The organism is Vibrio campbellii CAIM 519 = NBRC 15631 = ATCC 25920, from assembly GCF_002163755.1.
GTDB lineage: Bacteria > Pseudomonadota > Gammaproteobacteria > Enterobacterales > Vibrionaceae > Vibrio > Vibrio campbellii.
Genome location: NZ_CP015864.1, coordinates 246746 through 265342 on the forward strand (window position 1 = coordinate 246746; position 18597 = coordinate 265342).

The following is an 18597-nucleotide window of genomic DNA, read 5'->3' on the forward strand; positions in this document are numbered from 1 at the left end:
AAAGACTCAAGGAGTGAGATGAATCGAAACGTCTGGCTACTATCGCTTTGCCAAGCTTTATTGATGACAGGGAACATACTGCTGATTTCCGTCATTGCGTTGATCGGAAAACAAATTGCGCCCTCATCCAGTATGATCACTCTCCCTGTGGCGCTGCAGTTTCTTGGTTTGATGTCAGCGACCATTCCTGCCTTTTGTACTATCGGTAATGGGAATATTTTTTATCAAGGCGAGTAATAACTCTGAATCTCAAGTCGCATAAATTAACGTCAAGATTTTATAAGACCCAGTTATGTACGCTGGGTCTTTTTTGTCTATCGGCTCACAACCCACAAAATAATTGGTTAATTATTGTTATCTAGGTAAGTTTTTCGAGCTCAAAATGTCGCATCTGTAAGGTTTTTTCTCTAGCATTTTGTAATAAATATAACAATCGTGTATATAACCTGTCGCAATTTAATAAAAACTATAGAAGCCTCACCTATGTCAGTCTCAACTTCCAATAAAGCTCAAGAAACCCTTGTAGGAGATTCCGACGAGCTAGTCTCAACAACCGATCTCAAAGGTGTCATTACTTACTGTAATGATGCGTTTTGCCGAATCGCAGAATACAGCCACGATGAACTGCTCGGACAAAACCACAGTATCGTGCGTCACGGAGATATGCCCAAAGCCGCTTTTGGTGATATGTGGGATCGCCTAAAAAAAGGCAAAGCGTGGCGCGGCATTGTAAAGAACCGTACGAAGTCGGGTGGTTACTATTGGGTGGATGCTTATGTAACTCCCATTTATGAAGGTCATCAAGTTGTGGGTTATCAGTCGGTTCGTGTTAAGCCTCGGCGAGAGTGGGTGGATATCGCTTCTAAGGCGTACCAAGGGCTTTTGAAAGCAGAGAAGTCGGGACGTGCATGGTCACTGAAGTTAAATGAAACATTACGCTATGCAATTCTTCTTGGTGCATTAGCAGCACCAGTAACGAGCTTGGCTCTGTCACTTGAAGGCCCTCTTGCTTGGCTAGCGACATTGTTTCCTGCAGGTGTTTTAGCTGTTCTCTTCCGCCAGGAACTTGTTGATACGCCTCTGCAATTTAAAAGGTTACAAGCGCAGTACGACAGTGTAAGTCGTCTGGTATATTCCGGGAATAAACCATTTTCGATTGCAGATTTCCATATCAAGATGCTCTCTGCCCGTATTCGCACCGTGTTAGGACGTATGACGGACTCAGCCTTGCCTTTACAAAGTTGCGCAGAAGAGCTTAGCAGCACAATGATAGAAGTTTCATCAGCGCTAACTCAGCAGAATATAGACATTCGGCAAGTTCGTGATGCGACAGAGGCGATGGAAGCGTCTGCAAATTCAGTTTCATCCAGCACGAACGACGCGCATCTACTGATCGATGATACGTTGCAGTCATGCCTGATGGCGAAAGAGACCATCGACCAAACTCATACCAATTTAGCACAACTTAGTTTACAAGCTGAGAAAGCGACAGAAACGACCTATCAATTGAGCGATCAAGCCCAAAAGGTAAGTCAATTAATGGAAGAGATTGGCGGAATTGCCGATCAAACGAATCTGCTAGCGCTTAATGCAGCAATTGAAGCAGCACGAGCGGGTGAACAAGGTCGCGGCTTCGCTGTGGTTGCCGATGAAGTGAGAGCGCTATCTGGACGGACTTCGAATGCAACTGAGCAAATTAAAGCATCCATTGAAACCATGCTGATGACGATTCAGGGCTGGCAGAAAGACATTATCGCTAACAAAGATCAAACGGATACATGCTCACAAGTTGCAGAGCAAAGTGCGTTGCGTTTGTCGGAAGTAGAGCAGATGATGCAAACCATGAGTGGTTTGATGGTGAATGTCGCAGACTCTGCTAATAAGCAGTTGCAGCTTTCTAGCGACGTGAATCAGCACATTCATTCTATTGCTTCTACCGCGGAGCAGAACTTGGCCGCGACATATTCTGTAGAGCAAAACAGTAAGCAGTTAAAAGAGCAGGTTCAAGACTTCTACCGACTTGCGAATCAGTTTGAAGAGAAGTGATACGAACTAGAACTAGATCGTTGAATCGTCGTTCAAAATGAATAGATAAAATAAAGCCCCGCCGAAGCGGGGCTTTTCAGTTTTCAAATTCGCAATAGAGAAAACTGATAATTCTAAGCGATTAAGCTAGCAGTTCTTTTGCTGTGTTCACTACGTTTTCTACAGTGAAACCAAACATTTCGAACAGTTGATCAGCTGGTGCAGACTCACCGAATGTTGTCATACCGATGATGCGACCGTCGAAGCCAACGTACTTGTACCAGAAGTCAGCAATGCCAGCTTCTACAGCGATACGTGCCGTTACGTCTGATGGCAGTACCGATTCACGGTAAGCTGCGTCTTGCTTGTCGAAAGTATCAGTAGCTGGCATTGAAACCACGCGTACTTTCTTACCTTCAGCAGTTAGTTGTTCTGCCGCTTTCACAGCCAGCTCAACTTCAGAACCAGTCGCGATTAGGATTAGCTCAGGTTTACCATCGCTGTCTTTCAGGATGTAGCCACCTTTTGCGATGTCTGCAACTTGCTCAGCAGTACGCTCTTGCTGTGCTAGGTTTTGACGAGAGAAGATAAGTGCAGATGGTGCATCTTTACGTTCAATCGCCAGTTTCCATGCTACTGCAGACTCAACTTGGTCACATGGACGCCACGTGCTCATGTTTGGAGTCAGGCGTAGAGACGCGATTTGCTCAACAGGTTGGTGAGTTGGGCCATCTTCGCCAAGACCGATAGAGTCGTGCGTGTAAACCTGGATGTTCTGAATCTTCATCAGAGCAGCCATACGCATAGCGTTACGTGCGTATTCCATGAACATTAGGAATGTTGCGCCGTAAGGAACAAAACCGCCGTGTAGCGCGATACCGTTCATGATCGCTGTCATACCAAATTCACGTACACCGTAGTGGATGTAGTTACCAGAGAAATCGTTCGCTTCTAGAGACTTAGAACCAGACCACATAGTTAGGTTAGAAGGCGCTAGGTCAGCAGAGCCGCCCATGAATTCTGGAAGCATTTGACCAAACGCTTCTAGTGCGTTTTGAGATGCTTTACGTGATGCGATGTTTGCTGGGTTTGCTTGAAGGTCAGCAATGATTTGGTTTGCTTTCTCTTCCCACTCAGCTGGTAGGTCACCGTTTACGCGGCGTTTGAATTCAGCTGCCAGCTCAGGGTACGCTGCTTCATAAGCTGCAAATTTCTCGTCCCACGCTGCTTCCTTAGCTGCGCCTGCTTCTTTCGCTGACCACTCTGCATAGACTTCCTGCGGAATTTCAAAAGGACCGTGCTCCCAACCTAGTTCTTTACGTGTTGCTGCAATTTCTTCAGCACCTAGTGGCGCACCGTGACAGTCGTGTGAACCAGATTTGTTTGGAGAACCAAAACCGATGATAGTTTTAGTACAGATAAGTGTAGGGCGTGGATCTGCTTTTGCCGCTTCGATTGCTGCGTTGATCGCTTCAGAATCGTGACCATCTACAGCAGGGATTACGTGCCAGCCGTAAGATTCAAAACGCTTAGGCGTGTCGTCAGAGAACCAACCTTCAACGTGACCGTCGATAGAGATGCCGTTGTCATCCCAGAATGCGATCAGTTTGCCAAGGCCTAGTGTACCTGCAAGAGAACATGCCTCGTGCGAGATACCTTCCATCAGACAGCCATCACCCATGAACACGTAAGTGAAGTGGTCAACGATGTCGTGGCCTTCTTTGTTGAACTGAGCCGCAAGTGCTTTCTCAGCCATCGCCATACCAACAGCGTTAGTGATGCCTTGACCTAGAGGACCCGTTGTTGTCTCGATACCAGGTGCGTAGCCGTACTCTGGGTGACCAGGAGTCTTAGAGTGAAGCTGACGGAAGTTTTTAAGATCGTCGATAGATAGCTCGTAGCCTGCAAGGTGCAGTAGAGAGTAGATAAGCATAGAGCCGTGGCCGTTAGACAGTACGAAACGGTCGCGGTCAGCCCACTCTGGGTTTGATGGGTTGTGGTTTAGGTGAGAACGCCAAAGAACTTCAGCGATGTCAGCCATACCCATAGGTGCACCTGGGTGACCAGAGTTAGCTTGTTGAACACCGTCCATGCTTAGTGCACGGATTGCATTAGCTAGATACTTTCGTGTTAGAAGAGAGCGATCCATAGTAGTTACTTCTCGATATTTGATTTAAGTAGAGGGAACTCGTCGGAACAAGTTCAAATAGAATTTTTTGAATAAAGCGCTGATGCTAAAAGCGAGTAGGCTGGTTACTCGCTTTTGGTAAGCGATTAAAGCTTAGCTGAGATCATGTCTTCTAGTTTGCCTTGGTCAACCGCGAAGTTACGGATACCTTCAGCTACTTTCTCAACAGCCATTGCGTCTAGGTTGTGCTCCCATAGGAACTCAGCGTGAGACATTGGAGCTGGACGCTCTTTAGAACCTTTAGAATCAACCAGCTTCTCTACAACTTCGCCTTCAGCCGCTTCTAGCTCAGCAAGAAGAGCAGGAGCGATAGTTAGACGGTCACAGCCAGCAAGTTCTAGGATCTCGCCGATGTTACGGAAGCTTGCGCCCATAACAACTGTGTTGTAACCGTAGTCTTTGTAGTAGTTGTAGATGTCTGTTACTGAGATTACACCTGGATCTTCTGAAGCTTCAAAGTCACGTCCTTCTTTTGCTTTGTACCAGTCCATGATGCGGCCAACGAATGGCGAGATTAGGAATACGCCTGCTTCAGCACATGCACGAGCTTGCGCGAAAGAGAATAGAAGCGTTAGGTTACAGTTGATGCCTTCTTTCTCTAGGATCTCTGCAGCGCGGATGCCTTCCCAAGTAGAAGCCAGTTTGATTAGGATGCGGTCGTTAGTGATGCCTGCGTCGTTGTACATTTTTACAAGCTGGCGAGCTTTAGCAACGCTGCCTTCTGTATCGTAAGAAAGACGAGCATCTACTTCTGTAGAGATACGGCCAGGGATAGTTTTTAGGATCTCTTTACCGATGTTTACTGCAAGCATGTCACAAGTGTCTTGTACTTGTTGTGCTTTGTCGTTGCTTTGTGCTTTTGCGTATTCGATAGAAGCGTCGATTAGAGGTGCGTACTCTTCGATTTGAGCCGCTTTTAGGATAAGAGATGGGTTCGTTGTTGCATCTTCAGGTTGGTACTTTTTGATTGCGTCAATTTCACCAGTGTCCGCTACTACAGTTGTTAGTTTACGAAGTTGCTCTAACTTGTTGCTCATAATCGATCATCCTATATAAATGGGCTTAAGTGTGGTTTTGAGTACCACAGCTTGTGCATTTGCAAGCGTGTCGGCTAATCGTCTCATCATATTTAACGAGACATCTGCTCAGCCAACTACGGAAAATTTCGGTACCGAACATTTGCTATGAACATTTGATCGGTAGCTGAGTAAATGATGAATCCATATTTATCCGATCCATGCTGAAAGTCAATCGCCGAAACCGACTTTAAGTGATGTTCATCAACGTTTTTTTGCTGCGTGTTCATAGCATCGCCGAAATAAACGTTTGCCCTTATTGTTCAAGGCTTGAGCAGTGCTGACATTAATAAAATTACGTAGTGAGAAAATGTCATTGCAGTGAGCAAATGTTGCAGTAAAATTGGAGGGTAACATATGCTAAGTCAATGAGCGGATGCTCACTAATGCATACAATGTCGATCCTCTAAAAAGGGCGAGAAAAACATGAGCAGTTCTAATCAAGACATTTCTATTGAAAGCACAGATTTACTAACTGAGATCTCCGTTGCCTATTATCAAGACGGTGCGACCCAAGAAGAGATCTCGAAAAAGTTTTCCATATCGCGGGCCAAAGTAGGGCGAATGCTGAAGCAGGCTCGTGATGAAGGCATTGTAGAGATTACCGTAAAATATCACCCTGTGTTTAGCGCCAAGATAGAGCAGCGCCTCATCGAACGCTTTGGTGTGAAACGAGCGTTGGTCGCTTTGGACCAACCTAATGAAGAAGCGCAGCGTCTCCAAGTGTCTGGTTTGGTCTCTAACTACCTGACGAGTACTTTAAAGAACGGCATGGTGGTGACGGTAGGGCAAGGGCGTAACGTTTCTTCTGTAGCTCACCATATTGGTGTTATCACTCCGCGTGATTGTAAGTTTGTGTGCGGTATTGGCGGGATTCACCCTCGTGGCGGTATGTACAATGCGGACCACATTTGCCGACAATTCGCCAAGAAATACGGCGGCACATCGGAAACCCTGTATGCCCCTGCCTACGCTGAAAACCGAGAGCAAAAGGTGGCCTTTATGCAAAACGCCACGGTTAAACAGACTCTGGACTTGGCGCGCAAGGCGGATGTCGCTCTTGTTGGTATCGGTGATATGAGTGAGAACAGCTACATGGTTGACCTTGGCTGGTTTACTCCAGATGAAGTGGTGCAATCCCGTTTGATGCAAGGCGTCGTAGGGGACTTTGCCGGTTATGACTTCTTTGACATCCACGGCGATGTAGCAAACACAGTAATGAGTGACCGAGTCATCGGCTTAGGTATTGAAGAATTTCGTCCAATTGCAGAAGTGATTGCGATTGCGGCAGAAAACAGTAAACCATTGGCGCTACTTGGGGCCTTAAGAACTGGCGCGATAGATGTTATTGCAACCAGCGTTAGTAATGCACTGACGGTTCTTAACTTGGATGAGCAGATGCACGGCAACAGTACATCAGAGGTTTAGCACAAATAATATGCAAACTATGTAATCAGGCTGCGAGGATTTATAAATGACTCGCAGCCTGATTTCGTTTCCAAGTTAAAAATAATCCTCAGGAGTAATTTGTAGTTGATTACTCTGGAGGAAATTATGAAAAAGACACTTCTCGCAGCTGCTTTATTTACGGGGCTTACAGGTATTGCACAAGCTGAGCAAAAAGTCGTGGCAGGCTATTTTGCCGATTGGCAGTACGCAAATACAGACAACCCATACACGGTTAAAGACATTCCGGCTGATAACCTGACTCACATTATCTACGCATTTTTAAGTATGTGTGGTCCTCACACTGGTGCTTCGGAAAATATTCAAAAGCTGGTTGCAAAGTACTGTGAAGGCAAAGAACCGTATACGGCGATTTTGGTTGATACCGAGGCGGCACTTGAAAAAGACTTTGGTCCGGTCTCTGTAGACGTTCCATATAAAGGGCACTTCGCCCAATTGGCCGAACTTAAGAAGCAACATCCTGATCTAAAAATTCTTCCTTCTTTTGGCGGTTGGACCATGTCTGAACCTTTCCACGCTATGGCTAAAAACCAGCAAGCAATGGATCAGTTCTCGAAAACGGCGGTCGAGTTGATTGCAAAGTACGATTTTTTTGATGGCATTGACTTGGACTGGGAATATCCAGGTGGTGGTGGTTTGACTACTTCTCCTTGGAATCCAGATACTAAGCTGACAGATGAGCAAAAAGCGCTTGAACGTGACGCTTTCACATATCTAGTTAAAACCATGCGTGGCGATTTAGATACTCTAGCGAAAAAGACCAAGCGTGAGTACGAGCTTTCAACCGCGGTAGGTGTTGGTCCAAAAGCGGCAGGCATTGACTGGAAAGCGGCGCAGCCTTACCTAACCAACATGTTTGCGATGACATACGACTTCCTTGGCGGTTGGGGGCAACAGACAGGGCATACGACTAACCTACATGCGACCGACCGCAGTTGGTGGGGAATGGGCGCAGACGTGTTCATTAATCAAATGATTGAGCTGGGTATTCCTAGTGAGAAGCTGGTGATTGGTGCCGCGTTTTATGGTCGCGGTTGGCAAGGAACTAAAGATTTTGCCGGTGGTTTACCAACTCAAGACTTATTGTCAGAGAAAGGCGCGCAGTTTGGTACTGGTGAGAATGGCTACTTCATGTTCTGGGATCTGATGAAGAACTACAGTGCGAAACAAGGATATGAGTATAAATATGATGAGCAAGCTCAAGCGCCATACTTATGGAACCCAGACAAGAAGGTGTTTATCTCATTTGAAGATCAGCGATCTATCAAAGCCAAAGCCGACTGGGCGAAACAATCTAACTTAGGCGGAATCTTTACATGGGAACTGTCAGGAGATCCGAAAGGAGAGTTAGTCGAAGTGATGTATAAGGAAATGCAGAACTAGTCTCTGTCCCCTTACGTTGTAACTACGTAAATCAAGCCGTCGTTATTGTTCGACGGCTTTTTCGTTGTGGTTCTCTTCGGCAAAGCTAATCAACTGCTCAAAAGGCAATGGTTTGGAATAGAAGTAGCCCTGAATCAAATCACACCCACAAGCAGTAAGTTATCACGTTGATGGCGAGTTTCCGCACTTCCTAGCCTTAACGCTCGATAGGTAAAGAATGATCTGCACCCCATTCAGTCCAAGAACCGTCGTACACCGACAGGTTGTCCAGACCAATTTGATACGCTGCAAGTAACAAAATGCATGCGGTTACACCGGAGCCACAACTAAAAATGATTGAATTATCACTATCTATTGTTAGTGCGCTAAATATCTGTTGCAACTCTGAATTCGGTTTAATGTGACCGTTGGTTAAGAGTTCTTGAAACGGTAAGCAAACTGAATTTGGAATATGCCCACTGCGTAGCCCTTCTCGTGGTTCTGGCACTTCACCAAGGAAACGAGCTTTGGCTCTTGCATCGATGATGTTTGCACTCCGGTTATTTGAATGGGCAAGTACAGCTTGGGCGTTCAAAAACGCTTCTTGGTTGAGCTTGCCTGAAAAGTTTCCATTTCCGCTTGGTTGCGATAAAGCACTCGTAACAGAAAGCCCAGCTTTAATCCAAGCGGGAAGACCGCCGTTCAGAACTCGAACATTCTCATGACCCATTGCTCTGAACATCCACCATGCTCTTGGTGCAGCAAGTGTCCCTGAGTTGTCGTATACCACGATCAAATCTTCGTTGTTCAAACCGAGCTGTCGCGCGCTTTGGTTGAAGCCTTCTTCTGTTGACATCATATGTGGCAGAGGTGAATCAGGTAAGCAGAAGTCGTTGTCATAGTCAAAGCGTAGGGAATTAGGAAGCCACTTATCTTTAACTTTTTCACCTTCTGAAGGGATTTGAAACGTAATACTCGCGTCGAGGAGTTTGACGTTAGGTTGGTCGAGTAGGTTATTGAGTTCTTGAGTACTGATCAGTGCTTGCATCGTCTTTTGTTTCCTCAAAGTAGTATGACGCCTGAGATAAATGTGAAGAGTAAGCTTATTCGCAGCTTAAAAACGTGAGCGGTTGCTCGAAGAGTGAATCTGTTGGTTGGCTGAATGTTGCCAATGCACCTTTAGGGCAATGGGTGGAAATTGGTACAGCGACGCGTTTGATTCCTGATTCTTCCGATTCAATCGTTAGATAACGTCTTTGACCATCAAGTGATTGCGTTAACGTATTTGAAATGACGGTTGCGGTAATGGTCTGTGTTTCATCAGAAGATGTTAGCCACAGAGCCAGACATAATGCGACGATGGCAGCAACAAAGACCAAAATGAAGGTTTTCGGATTGTCCAACGTATTTTCCCGTCGAATGAGTAACCCTACTGTTTTACAACAAAAAAATCGCATGTTCAAAAGAACGATGCGATTTTGAAGTAAAAGAGTGAGGAATTATATTGGAAGGTCGTTTTCTAGACCTTACTCCTATTTGGCTACATGACCCAAGAACTGTCACCAGAAGTAATGACTCTCTGGATTGGGGCGCTGCCATCATAGAACCAAATTTCAACAACCAGGCGGCCTTGGCTATCAGAGACGTTAAAGTTAATGTTCGCTGTACCTTTATCTAGTGGGACAGAAGCAACCTTGCTTGGGTATCTTGCGTCGTAGCCCCCCGAGCTGTGTTCAACAAACTCTTTGTAAACGCTGAGGTGCGCACGTTGTGAAGAGAAGCCATTGATGTCTGCATTGAGGCTACCTTCGTTTAAAGATTTGTAGCTAATGTTATCTGGTACCTCAAGATCCTGCATTGTCACATCTTCTATCGGTACCGCTGTCTCTTCTTTCTCAACGGGCTCTTCATTTTCGTTGGTATCACCCTCTGGTACTGTAATTTGTTTTGGTGGTGGCGAAGGGGTGCTGCTATCTCCTACGGAATGTAGCATTTGTTTGGTGCTGGAGCCGTATGCCAGTCAGTGCTTTGTTCGCCAGCAGATTCTGCCCAAGTTTGGAATTGAGGATAAGCGTCCACCATATCGACACGCTCAAGAGGCCAATTCCAATCCTCTACTATCAATAGCGCCCATGGTAAGTTGTTGGCGGTTTTGAAGTACTTACCTTGTGCAGGGTCACTTGCATCAACGCCGACGCCGAAGAGGTTTTGGTCGTCAAATTGTTCTGTTGGTGCCTGGTCAGCTAGGTGTACTTCCCACTTTCGACCTGGTTGGAACGTAATGCCATCACCATGGTAGGTCCCCGGAGTTGCAAAGATGAACGGGTCGTATGGCATAGCTTGAATGGCTGAGCGGTCCGAATCTTCGGTGAAGTAGACATTCAGTGTAAAGGTAAGTGAAACGCTGTCATAACAACCAGGCTCGGTTCTGAAATAGTTGCAACTGCTTTCGGCGTGCGTGCTCAAGTCTTCACTGATGATGAAAATTGCTTCGTCAGAAATACTTTCCAAACCGTTTGATGCTTGTTCCACACCGTTGAAGGACAGCGTAGTGAGTTTATTTTCAATGGCGGTTCTTAAGACTCCGGGTAACCTGATTGCGAAACCGTTTTTGTAACCCGCACCGTAAGCGGCTAAGTCTCCGGTAATTAGGATATTTTCGACATGATCGGCATGGCTGGTTTCGGTGATACGGAACTTCATTACCACATCGTTCATATCGTAGTCAGCAGTGTATGGCCAGTTATCTTCATAAGCGACGATCGCGTAACCTTCTACGCTTGGAAAGTATTCTATTGTGCATCCATTGTCAGTAATGATAATTGGATGATCTTCTACTTCACCAGATGTAGAGCCGCCATAGTAATTCAACTCCGTTTGTTGGCTGAAGCGGAATCGGCTCCAGCTAGCACCAGGGGTTGCGGCAGTGGAAACCACGAATGGCAGAGAATTATTGCCAGCAGAGAGCATTTCGTCGGTAAAGACTTGTTCACTAGCATCATTGAAGTCGCCATCGCGGTTCCAGTCAAACCACGCAGACAGGTACCCGGAAGTGGATGCTGTGACATTGATAATGGAGCTTAAGCCGGGATCGAGTGATGAAACAAAACCCACACCGTCTTCATCGGCCGTTCCCACAGAGTTGTCATTGGCTTGACCGTCAGCGTCACCATCTGGCGCGACAGCACCTAACCAAGTGACATCATCGACTTCATGGCGTGGCCCGTTGGAAGCAAGTGTTGTGTTGTAGCTATCAGGAGCGTCACCAAAATCGACGGGATTATCTTCATCAGTCACCGGAGCATTAGCGCAACGGGCACCATCATTTTGGCTTGAGCTTGGGCCGTTTGAGACAAATTCAACCGCTGGAACAATACCAGCAGCAATGTTGGCTGCATTATCTTCAGATAGGTCCACTCGATAGATCTTACCGTCTTCGTTACGTGACACATAATAGTTGCCATTCACATCAAAATAGCCAGCACCAAATGTACCCGTCTCGCCAGTGTCGCCAATTGCATTCGCGTTGCCATTGGTAGGGTCGAACTCGTATAGGATGCCCGAGTTGTTATCAATGCCGTAGAGTGAGCCGTCACCCGGGTGGAAAGCAAAGTCTGTCAGGTTAACGCTGGCTGTTGAGGTGATTCTAACTATGTTTAGCGTCGCGTTTGGATCAGAATCTAGCGGCGATAGGTCAATGGAAAATAGGCCTTTTCCTTTGCGATACAAGTAGTACACGTGATTGTAAACGTCACCTACGTAAAACGTGTGGTCGGTAGGCAGACCCGAAACACTGAGTGTTTTAGCTTGAAAGTCTTTACCTAATCGAACGATTTTCTTGTTTGTAGTGTCATAGCCGTAAATGTAACGGTCAGTGAAGTCAAAGCCCACGCCGTTAATACCCGAAGCTAAACCTGTGTCATCTTCTAATAGAGTAGTAGAGCCCGTAACCAAGTTGACGCCATAGATTTGAACCGGGATCGACTGAAATAGGTATGCTTTACTTGGGCAAGTATCGAAAGGCGCGGCTTGAGCATAAGTGCTCGCCACAATAAGCCCGAGTAGCAATAATGTCCCTTTCATAATTCGCCCTATCGTTAATTGGGTATGTAAGCAATGAAAGGAGTGTGCCAACTGACAATATTTGCTATATCAATATTTTAGGTTTTTGTTATTCATTTTTTCAAATATGAATCTCAAAATGACTTTCGGTTTAAGCGGATAAATTGGTTTTCAAAACCGGCGCTTTGCCAGAGTTGCGCGCATACACCGTCACACATCCAGCTCGCGAGTACGCAATCGAGAACATTTCTCATCAGTCTTGTGCGTTCTCAGAGAGAGTAATATTGAAGAACTACAGTTAACGTTAGAAGTAACAACCACTTGAATATCAATACTTCTTTATAATTTTGCAGAGAGCATTAATAACATTAAGCAATGTTTATAAGTATATTTCCCTTAATGTTTAACTTGCTGATAAAGCCAAAAACTAAGTATCTGAAAGTTAGGTAACTATTAAATGTTATAATCAATTATAAATAAATGAAACTACAGTTAAATTGAATGATAATAATCTCTACTAATATGATCTGTTTAATATATTTGGTTGAAACCTCTAAATTAACTATGAAAATATGAGGATAGACATTAATGTTCAGAAATCAAAAATGTGCTCCCTTGCTCTAAGAGTTCGCTACGACATTATTTATACCGAATTTGGCTCTACGCCTATACAAGATGAATGGCTAATGCAAGGTGAGTTCTGTTGGCGTTGAGCCGAATCATTCAGTTTCTCGTTCCATTTTCTTATTGTATTGGTGCCATACATCGGATAGGACACTTGTAAAAAATTAATTAGTTATGTGGATGAAATGGTTGCTTCTTGAATCATTGGAACGAATCATGTGTGAAGGTCATCAATATCTTTGGCGATTCTGACCAAACAAAAGCTTATGACTGTAATAAGACCAATGGTGTGATTTTGTTTTGAAAGGCAACACAGGCACTGATTGCCTAATTAATTACAACTATGTAATCAATCCATTAGAAACGCCTGGAGAGAGTATAGCGATTATCCAGCAAGATATCGATCCGACGGGTGTTAACAATATTTGTTTTGGTTTTGAAGTAAACGGTTCTGAAGAAGAAATTATCGCATCTATGAAGCTATTCCAGTTCGATGTGATGCCATATCTCAAAGAAAAACAGTAATTAATATTTTCTAAAAGGAAAGAGACATGAAATTTGGATTATTCTTCCTCAATTTTATGAATTCAAAGTGTTCTTCTGATCAAGTCATTGAAGAAATGTTAGATACCGCACATTACGTAGATCAGTTGAAGTTTGACACGTTGGCTGTTTACGAAAACCATTTCTCGAACAATGGTGTGGTTGGTGCCCCATTAACAGTGGCTGGTTTTTTACTTGGTATGACAAAGAACGCCAAAGTGGCTTCGTTGAATCACGTTATTACAACACATCATCCCGTACGTGTGGCGGAAGAAGCGTGTCTACTCGACCAAATGAGTGAAGGCCGTTTTGTCTTTGGCTTTAGTGATTGTGAAAAGAGTGCAGATATGCGCTTCTTTAATCGACCAACGGATTCTCAGTTTCAGTTGTTCAGTGAGTGTCACAAGATCATCAATGATGCATTCACTACTGGGTACTGCCATCCAAACAATGATTTTTATAGTTTTCCTAAAATCTCTGTTAACCCACACGCTTACACTGAAGGCGGTCCTGCGCAATTTGTGAATGCGACGAGCAAAGAAGTGGTTGAATGGGCGGCTAAGTTAGGGCTTCCACTTGTGTTTAAATGGGACGACTCAAACGCGCAAAGAAAAGAATACGCCGGTTTGTACCATGAAGTTGCTCAGGCACATGGTGTCGATGTTGGCCAGGTTCAACACAAGCTGACGTTGTTGGTCAACCAAAATGTAGATGGTGAAGCAGCAAGGGCAGAAGCACGCCTGTATTTGGAAGAGTTTGTCCGTGAATCTTACCCAAATACCGAATTTGAGCAAAAAATGGCAGAGCTGTTGTCAGAAAATGCCATCGGTACTTATGAAGAAAGTACTCAGGCAGCGCGAGTTGCGATTGAATATTGTGGTGCCGCGGACTTATTGATGTCTTTTGAGTCGATTGAAGATAAAGCGCAGCAAAGAGCGGTTATCGATGTAGTAAACGCCAACATCGTCAAATACCACTCGTAACGTTTAAACGATGCCGAGGGGGCAGCGATGCCCCTTATATCACCATTCTTTTCGCGCGATAGCGCTAACTAATAGAGGCATTTATATGGACGTACTTTCAGCGGTTAAGCAGGAAAATATCGCAGCGAGGATAGAAATCAATGACTTGATTTTCACGGTAACTCCTCAGACGCGGGGTATCAAGGGGAGATCTCTCAGTATGTCTCAAGCGTTTACAGCTAATAATGAAGGAGGCAACTGAGATGTTATGTTCGATAGAAAAAATTGAGCCGTTGACTAACTTCATATTCCGAGTATTGCTCAAGCCGGATCAGCCTTTTGAATTTAGGGCTGGGCAGTACATTAACGTCAGTTTAAGCTTTGGTAGTTTACCGTTTTCTATAGCCTCATGTCCCTCTAATGGAGAGTTTTTAGAACTGCATATTGGTGGCTCAGATATCAGTAAGAAAAATACGCTTGTGATGGAAGAACTCACGAATTCGTGGATTTGCGGCAACATGGTTGAAGTAAGTGAGGCGCGAGGCGAGGCTTGGCTGCGTGATGAGAGTGTTAAACCCTTGTTATTGATCGCAGGCGGGACCGGTATGTCTTACACCCTAAGTATTTTGAAAAATAGCTTGGAGCAAGGGTTTACCCAGCCGATTTACGTCTATTGGGGTGCCAAGGATATGGATAACCTGTATGTGCATGACGAACTGGTGGATATTGCGCTTGAAAACAAAAATGTCAGTTACGTACCAGTCACTGAAATATCAACTTGCCCCCAATATGCCAAGCAAGGAAAGGTGTTGGATTGTGTGATGAGTGACTTCCGTAACTTATCTGAGTTCGATATCTACCTGTGTGGTCCTTGCAAAATGGTTGAAGTCGCTCGTGACTGGCTCTGTGACAAAAGAGGGGCAGAACCAGAGCAACTTTATGCGGATGCGTTCGCTTATTTGTAATTAGTATCAAGGAGAAGAAACTATGAGATCAACGTCACCACTTGATGGGTATAGTAATCTAGTCAAGAGCGATTGATGCTCAGCCAGAAGTTTGAGCAATGCGCCATGGAATGCCAGTACTCACTATTGAAGATATCGTCGATTATCAAACGGGCATCGACCTGAGAAATGAACATGAGAGTAGCTCAGTGTCTGAAGTGAGTTGCTCTTAGTATTTAAAGTTCCTTTGTTTGTTCAGTCGCCTAGCTGACTTTCCGCCCTTATCGGGCGGTTTTTTTGTTTTGCAGAAGTCAAAAATAAACCCGCAAAAGCGGGCTTATTGATATAGGGTGGTTAGTTGCAAACCTGCTAGCTGCAAACCGGACAGGTTGGCATTTTCATCAGATTCATTTCTCGCCAAGACATGCTGAGCGCATCCAAAATCAGAATTTTGCCTTTCTTTGGTTGGCCGTAATCAGCTATCACTTTAATCGCTTCCATCGCTTGTAATGCGCCAACAATACCAACAACAGGCGCCATGACTCCGGCTTCGACACAACTTAACGCACCACTGCCAAAAAGGGCACTCAAGCACTGGTAACATGGTTGCGCTGGTTCATCGTAAGTAAACACGCTCACTTGGCCTTCCATGCGAATGGCGGCGCCTGAAATTAGCGGTGTTTTGGTCGCAAAACATAGGCGGTTAAGTTGATTACGCGTATCTACGTTATCTGATGCATCAACAACAATTGTGTGCTGCTCGATCAAGCTTTTTAGCTCGGTATCATCAAGACGCTTTGCGATGGTATCTACAATGATGTGCGGGTTAAGTTCGCGTAATGCATCTGCCGCCGACTCTACCTTCTTACGGCCAATATCCGCATCGTGATGCAGTACTTGGCGCTGAAGGTTAGACAACTCGACGATATCATCATCAATCAGCGTGATTTTACCGACACCGGCAGTGGCCAAATATTGGCTTGATGCACAACCTAAGCCGCCAGCACCAAGCATCAATACAGACGCTTGTTTGAGCGCCTCTTGCCCTTCAAAGTCAAATTGACGAAGAATGATTTGGCGGTTGTAACGCAGCATTTCCTGATCGGAAAGAATATCCACAACGATTTCCTAGTATAGGGTTGAGTTGAATAGTTGGATCTGAACCGTTTCACCTACTTCAACACGGCCGCGCTCGCGCTCTAACACAACAAAACAGTTCGCTAGGCTCATGGAGCGGAATGCACCAGAGCTTTGGTTTCCGGTTGTTTCAACTACAAACTTACCATCTTCCAATGTGTAGATACCACGTTGGTAATCGGTACGACCTGGCGCTTTCTTAAAGGCAGTTTTGGTTGTTGCAGGAATAGACTCAGGTGCTTTCCATTCTGTATGGCCTGCAAGTTTTGCCAGCATTGGTTGAACAAGTACGTACATGGTAAGTACGGCGGAAACCGGGTTACCCGGCAGACCACAGAACCAAGCTGTACTTAGCTTACCAAATGCGAAAGGTTTACCCGGCTTGATTGCTAGCTTCCAGAAACCTATTTCACCAAGCTCTTCAAGAATGTCCTTGGTGTAATCCGCTTCGCCGACGCTAACACCACCAGAGGTAACAACGACATCAGCCAACGTTTGCGCTTGTTCAAAAGTTGCTTTCAGAGTCTCTGGGCAATCTGGAATGATGCCAAGATCAATCGCCTCACAACCGAAGCTCTCAATAAGCGGTTTAATACCGTAACGATTACTATCGTAGATCTGCCCTTCGTCTAATGGTTCGCCTAGTGGTTTAAGTTCATCACCAGTAGAGAAGAAAGCAACTTTTGGTTTACGCACTACCGTCACATGGCTTACACCAAGAGACGCAATCATCGGAATATCGCGAGGTGTTAAACGTGCACCTTGTGCAAGCACGATGTCGCCTTGCTTGATGTCGTCACCTGTTGGGCGGATGTTGTTTTGTGGCTTCACGTCAGTTTGGTTGAACTGAATGCCAGCATCCGTCACTTCTGTGTTTTCTTGCATGATAACGGCGTCGCAACCTTCAGGGATTTTTGCGCCAGTCATGATGCGAACACAGGTACCTTGTGGCCATTCACCTTCAAAAGGTTGTCCTGCAAATGATTTACCTGCTAGAGGCAATACAGAAGATGACTCAAGATCTTGAATGCGAATTGCGTAACCATCCATTGCTGAGTTATCGAATGGCGGTACGTGAATAGGAGACAAGATGTCTTCTGCCAGTACAAAACCGAGTGCTTCAGCAAGTGGAAGAGAAAGCGTAGTTTGGATAGGTTTGATTCGCGATAGCATTTTGTCCATCGCTTCTTCAATTGGCATCAAGCCAGGTGCGTCGCAGCAGCCCATTGAGAAAATCCTGTGTTCTTTTGTTTTGTGGCAACTTTACCATAAAAAGGGGACCGAGTAAGAATGTCCACCTATAAAATATGGGTGTAATTATTCAAAAATCCGAGTATCCTTGTCAGCCATCCGAAAGGGGTAAAAAACCTGCGGAGCTCAAGAAAATCAGCTCAGTACCTACATTTGATGTGCCTTGGTGTGAAGACACGAACTGAGCAACTCAAAGCGAAAAATATGAATGCAATTTTGATTGGGTTTGTATTAAAGCTGAAGTAACAAAAGAGGAAGTGGAATGTCAGGTCTTAGCGAGTCAGCGAAGTTAGTAAAAGAAGCGCTAGAGCAACGCGGTTTGGAAACGCCAATGCGTCCAAACAACGTAAGTCGTGAAGAGAAGAAAGAGAAGATCGAACACCACATGCGTGAGATCTTAGGTCTACTTCAACTTGACCTTACCGACGATAGCCTAGAAGAAACCCCACACCGCATTGCTAAGATGTACGTTGACGAAATCTTCTCTGGTCTGGATTACTCTAACTTCCCTAAAATCACGGTGATTGAAAACAAGATGAACGTGAGCGAGATGGTTCGCGTGAAGGACATTACAGTGACCAGTACTTGTGAACACCACCTTGTGACCATTGATGGTAAGGCGGCTGTGGCTTACATCCCACGTGGCAAGATCATTGGCTTATCAAAGATCAACCGTATCGTTCGCTTCTTTGCCCAGCGTCCACAAGTTCAAGAGCGTATGACTCAGCAGATTCTTGTTGCTCTTCAAACGTTGCTTGAGTCTGATGATGTGGCAGTGACGATTGATGCAACACATTACTGTGTGAAATCTCGCGGTGTGATGGATGCAACCAGCGAAACGACGACAACAGCATTGGGTGGCATCTTCAAAAGCAACCCAGCAACGCGTGCCGAGTTTCTGCACGGTTTACGCTAAGTAACAAAGCAATATTCTAAGAGGATGGCAAACGCCATCC

The 18597-nt window shown here is 45.2% G+C and carries 14 protein-coding genes and 2 pseudogenes; 8 read left to right on the plus strand and 8 right to left on the minus strand.

Going from position 1 to position 18597, the window contains the following annotated elements; genetic code table 11:
- Positions 1–18: 18 nt before the first annotated feature.
- Positions 19–192, plus strand: a pseudogene (locus tag A8140_RS16955) (MFS transporter); the annotation flags it as partial.
- A 291-nt stretch (positions 193–483) separates the two neighbouring features.
- Positions 484–2046 (plus strand): methyl-accepting chemotaxis protein, encoded by a 1563-nt coding sequence (locus A8140_RS16960; protein ID WP_005535836.1) that lies wholly within the window; start codon positions 484–486, stop codon positions 2044–2046.
- 121 nt (positions 2047–2167) lie between these two features.
- Here the strand turns inward: A8140_RS16960 and tkt are convergent, their stop codons facing one another.
- Together tkt and tal are read right to left on the minus strand one after the other, a co-directional pair.
- The gene (gene tkt / locus A8140_RS16965; protein ID WP_005535834.1) at positions 2168–4174 is read right to left on the minus strand and encodes a transketolase; all 2007 of its coding nucleotides are present in this window, start codon (positions 4172–4174) and stop codon (positions 2168–2170) included.
- Positions 4175–4299: 125 nt separating this feature from the next.
- A complete protein-coding gene (tal, locus tag A8140_RS16970; RefSeq protein ID WP_005535832.1) occupies positions 4300–5250 on the minus strand; it encodes a transaldolase in 951 nt (316 codons plus the stop codon).
- A gap of 465 nt (positions 5251–5715) precedes the next feature.
- Here tal and A8140_RS16985 point away from each other — a divergent pair, with 465 nt between their 5' ends.
- Together A8140_RS16985 and A8140_RS16990 are read left to right on the plus strand one after the other, a co-directional pair.
- Entirely contained in the window at positions 5716–6717 is a 1002-nt protein-coding gene (locus A8140_RS16985; protein ID WP_005425961.1) for a sugar-binding transcriptional regulator, read from the plus strand.
- A gap of 126 nt (positions 6718–6843) precedes the next feature.
- Positions 6844–8139, plus strand: a complete 1296-nt coding sequence (locus A8140_RS16990) for a glycoside hydrolase family 18 protein (protein WP_005535828.1) — start codon at positions 6844–6846, stop codon at positions 8137–8139.
- Positions 8140–8335: 196 nt separating this feature from the next.
- On the opposite strand, the gene A8140_RS16995 is transcribed toward A8140_RS16990, so the two are convergent.
- The 4 genes from A8140_RS16995 to A8140_RS17010 all read right to left on the minus strand — a co-directional run bounded on the left by A8140_RS16995 (position 8336) and on the right by A8140_RS17010 (position 12201).
- Entirely contained in the window at positions 8336–9166 is an 831-nt protein-coding gene (locus A8140_RS16995) for a sulfurtransferase (protein ID WP_005535826.1), read from the minus strand.
- A 55-nt stretch (positions 9167–9221) separates the two neighbouring features.
- Entirely contained in the window at positions 9222–9521 is a 300-nt protein-coding gene (locus tag A8140_RS17000) for a hypothetical protein (RefSeq protein ID WP_005535824.1), read from the minus strand.
- 137 nt (positions 9522–9658) lie between these two features.
- Entirely contained in the window at positions 9659–10111 is a 453-nt protein-coding gene (locus A8140_RS17005) for a hypothetical protein (RefSeq protein WP_005535822.1), read from the minus strand.
- Positions 10096–12201, minus strand: coding sequence for an LruC domain-containing protein (locus tag A8140_RS17010; RefSeq protein WP_005535820.1), 2106 nt, complete (start codon positions 12199–12201; stop codon positions 10096–10098). Before A8140_RS17010 ends, A8140_RS17005 begins: the two co-directional genes overlap by 16 nt.
- 796 nt (positions 12202–12997) lie before the next feature.
- Here A8140_RS17010 and A8140_RS17015 point away from each other — a divergent pair.
- The 3 genes and pseudogenes from A8140_RS17015 to luxG all read left to right on the plus strand — a co-directional run.
- Positions 12998–13329, plus strand: a pseudogene (locus A8140_RS17015) (luciferase subunit alpha); the annotation flags it as partial.
- A 26-nt stretch (positions 13330–13355) separates the two neighbouring features.
- On the plus strand, positions 13356–14330 hold the full coding sequence (luxB, locus tag A8140_RS17020) for a luciferase subunit beta (protein WP_005534890.1): 975 nt from the start codon (positions 13356–13358) through the stop codon (positions 14328–14330).
- Positions 14331–14554: 224 nt separating this feature from the next.
- Complete coding sequence (gene luxG, locus A8140_RS17025) at positions 14555–15274, plus strand: flavin mononucleotide reductase LuxG (RefSeq protein WP_231708898.1); 720 nt, start codon at positions 14555–14557, stop codon at positions 15272–15274.
- Positions 15275–15622: 348 nt separating this feature from the next.
- Here luxG and moeB read toward each other — a convergent pair whose 3' ends face one another.
- Both moeB and moeA read right to left on the minus strand, forming a co-directional pair.
- The gene (gene moeB / locus A8140_RS17030; RefSeq protein ID WP_005534885.1) at positions 15623–16372 is read right to left on the minus strand and encodes a molybdopterin-synthase adenylyltransferase MoeB; all 750 of its coding nucleotides are present in this window, start codon (positions 16370–16372) and stop codon (positions 15623–15625) included.
- Positions 16373–16381: 9 nt separating this feature from the next.
- On the minus strand, positions 16382–17617 hold the full coding sequence (moeA, locus tag A8140_RS17035; protein WP_005534883.1) for a molybdopterin molybdotransferase MoeA: 1236 nt from the start codon (positions 17615–17617) through the stop codon (positions 16382–16384).
- Positions 17618–17903: 286 nt separating this feature from the next.
- On the opposite strand from moeA, the gene folE reads away from it, so the two are divergent.
- A complete protein-coding gene (gene folE / locus A8140_RS17040) occupies positions 17904–18557 on the plus strand; it encodes a GTP cyclohydrolase I FolE (protein WP_005373478.1) in 654 nt (217 codons plus the stop codon).
- Positions 18558–18597 lie beyond the last annotated feature (40 nt).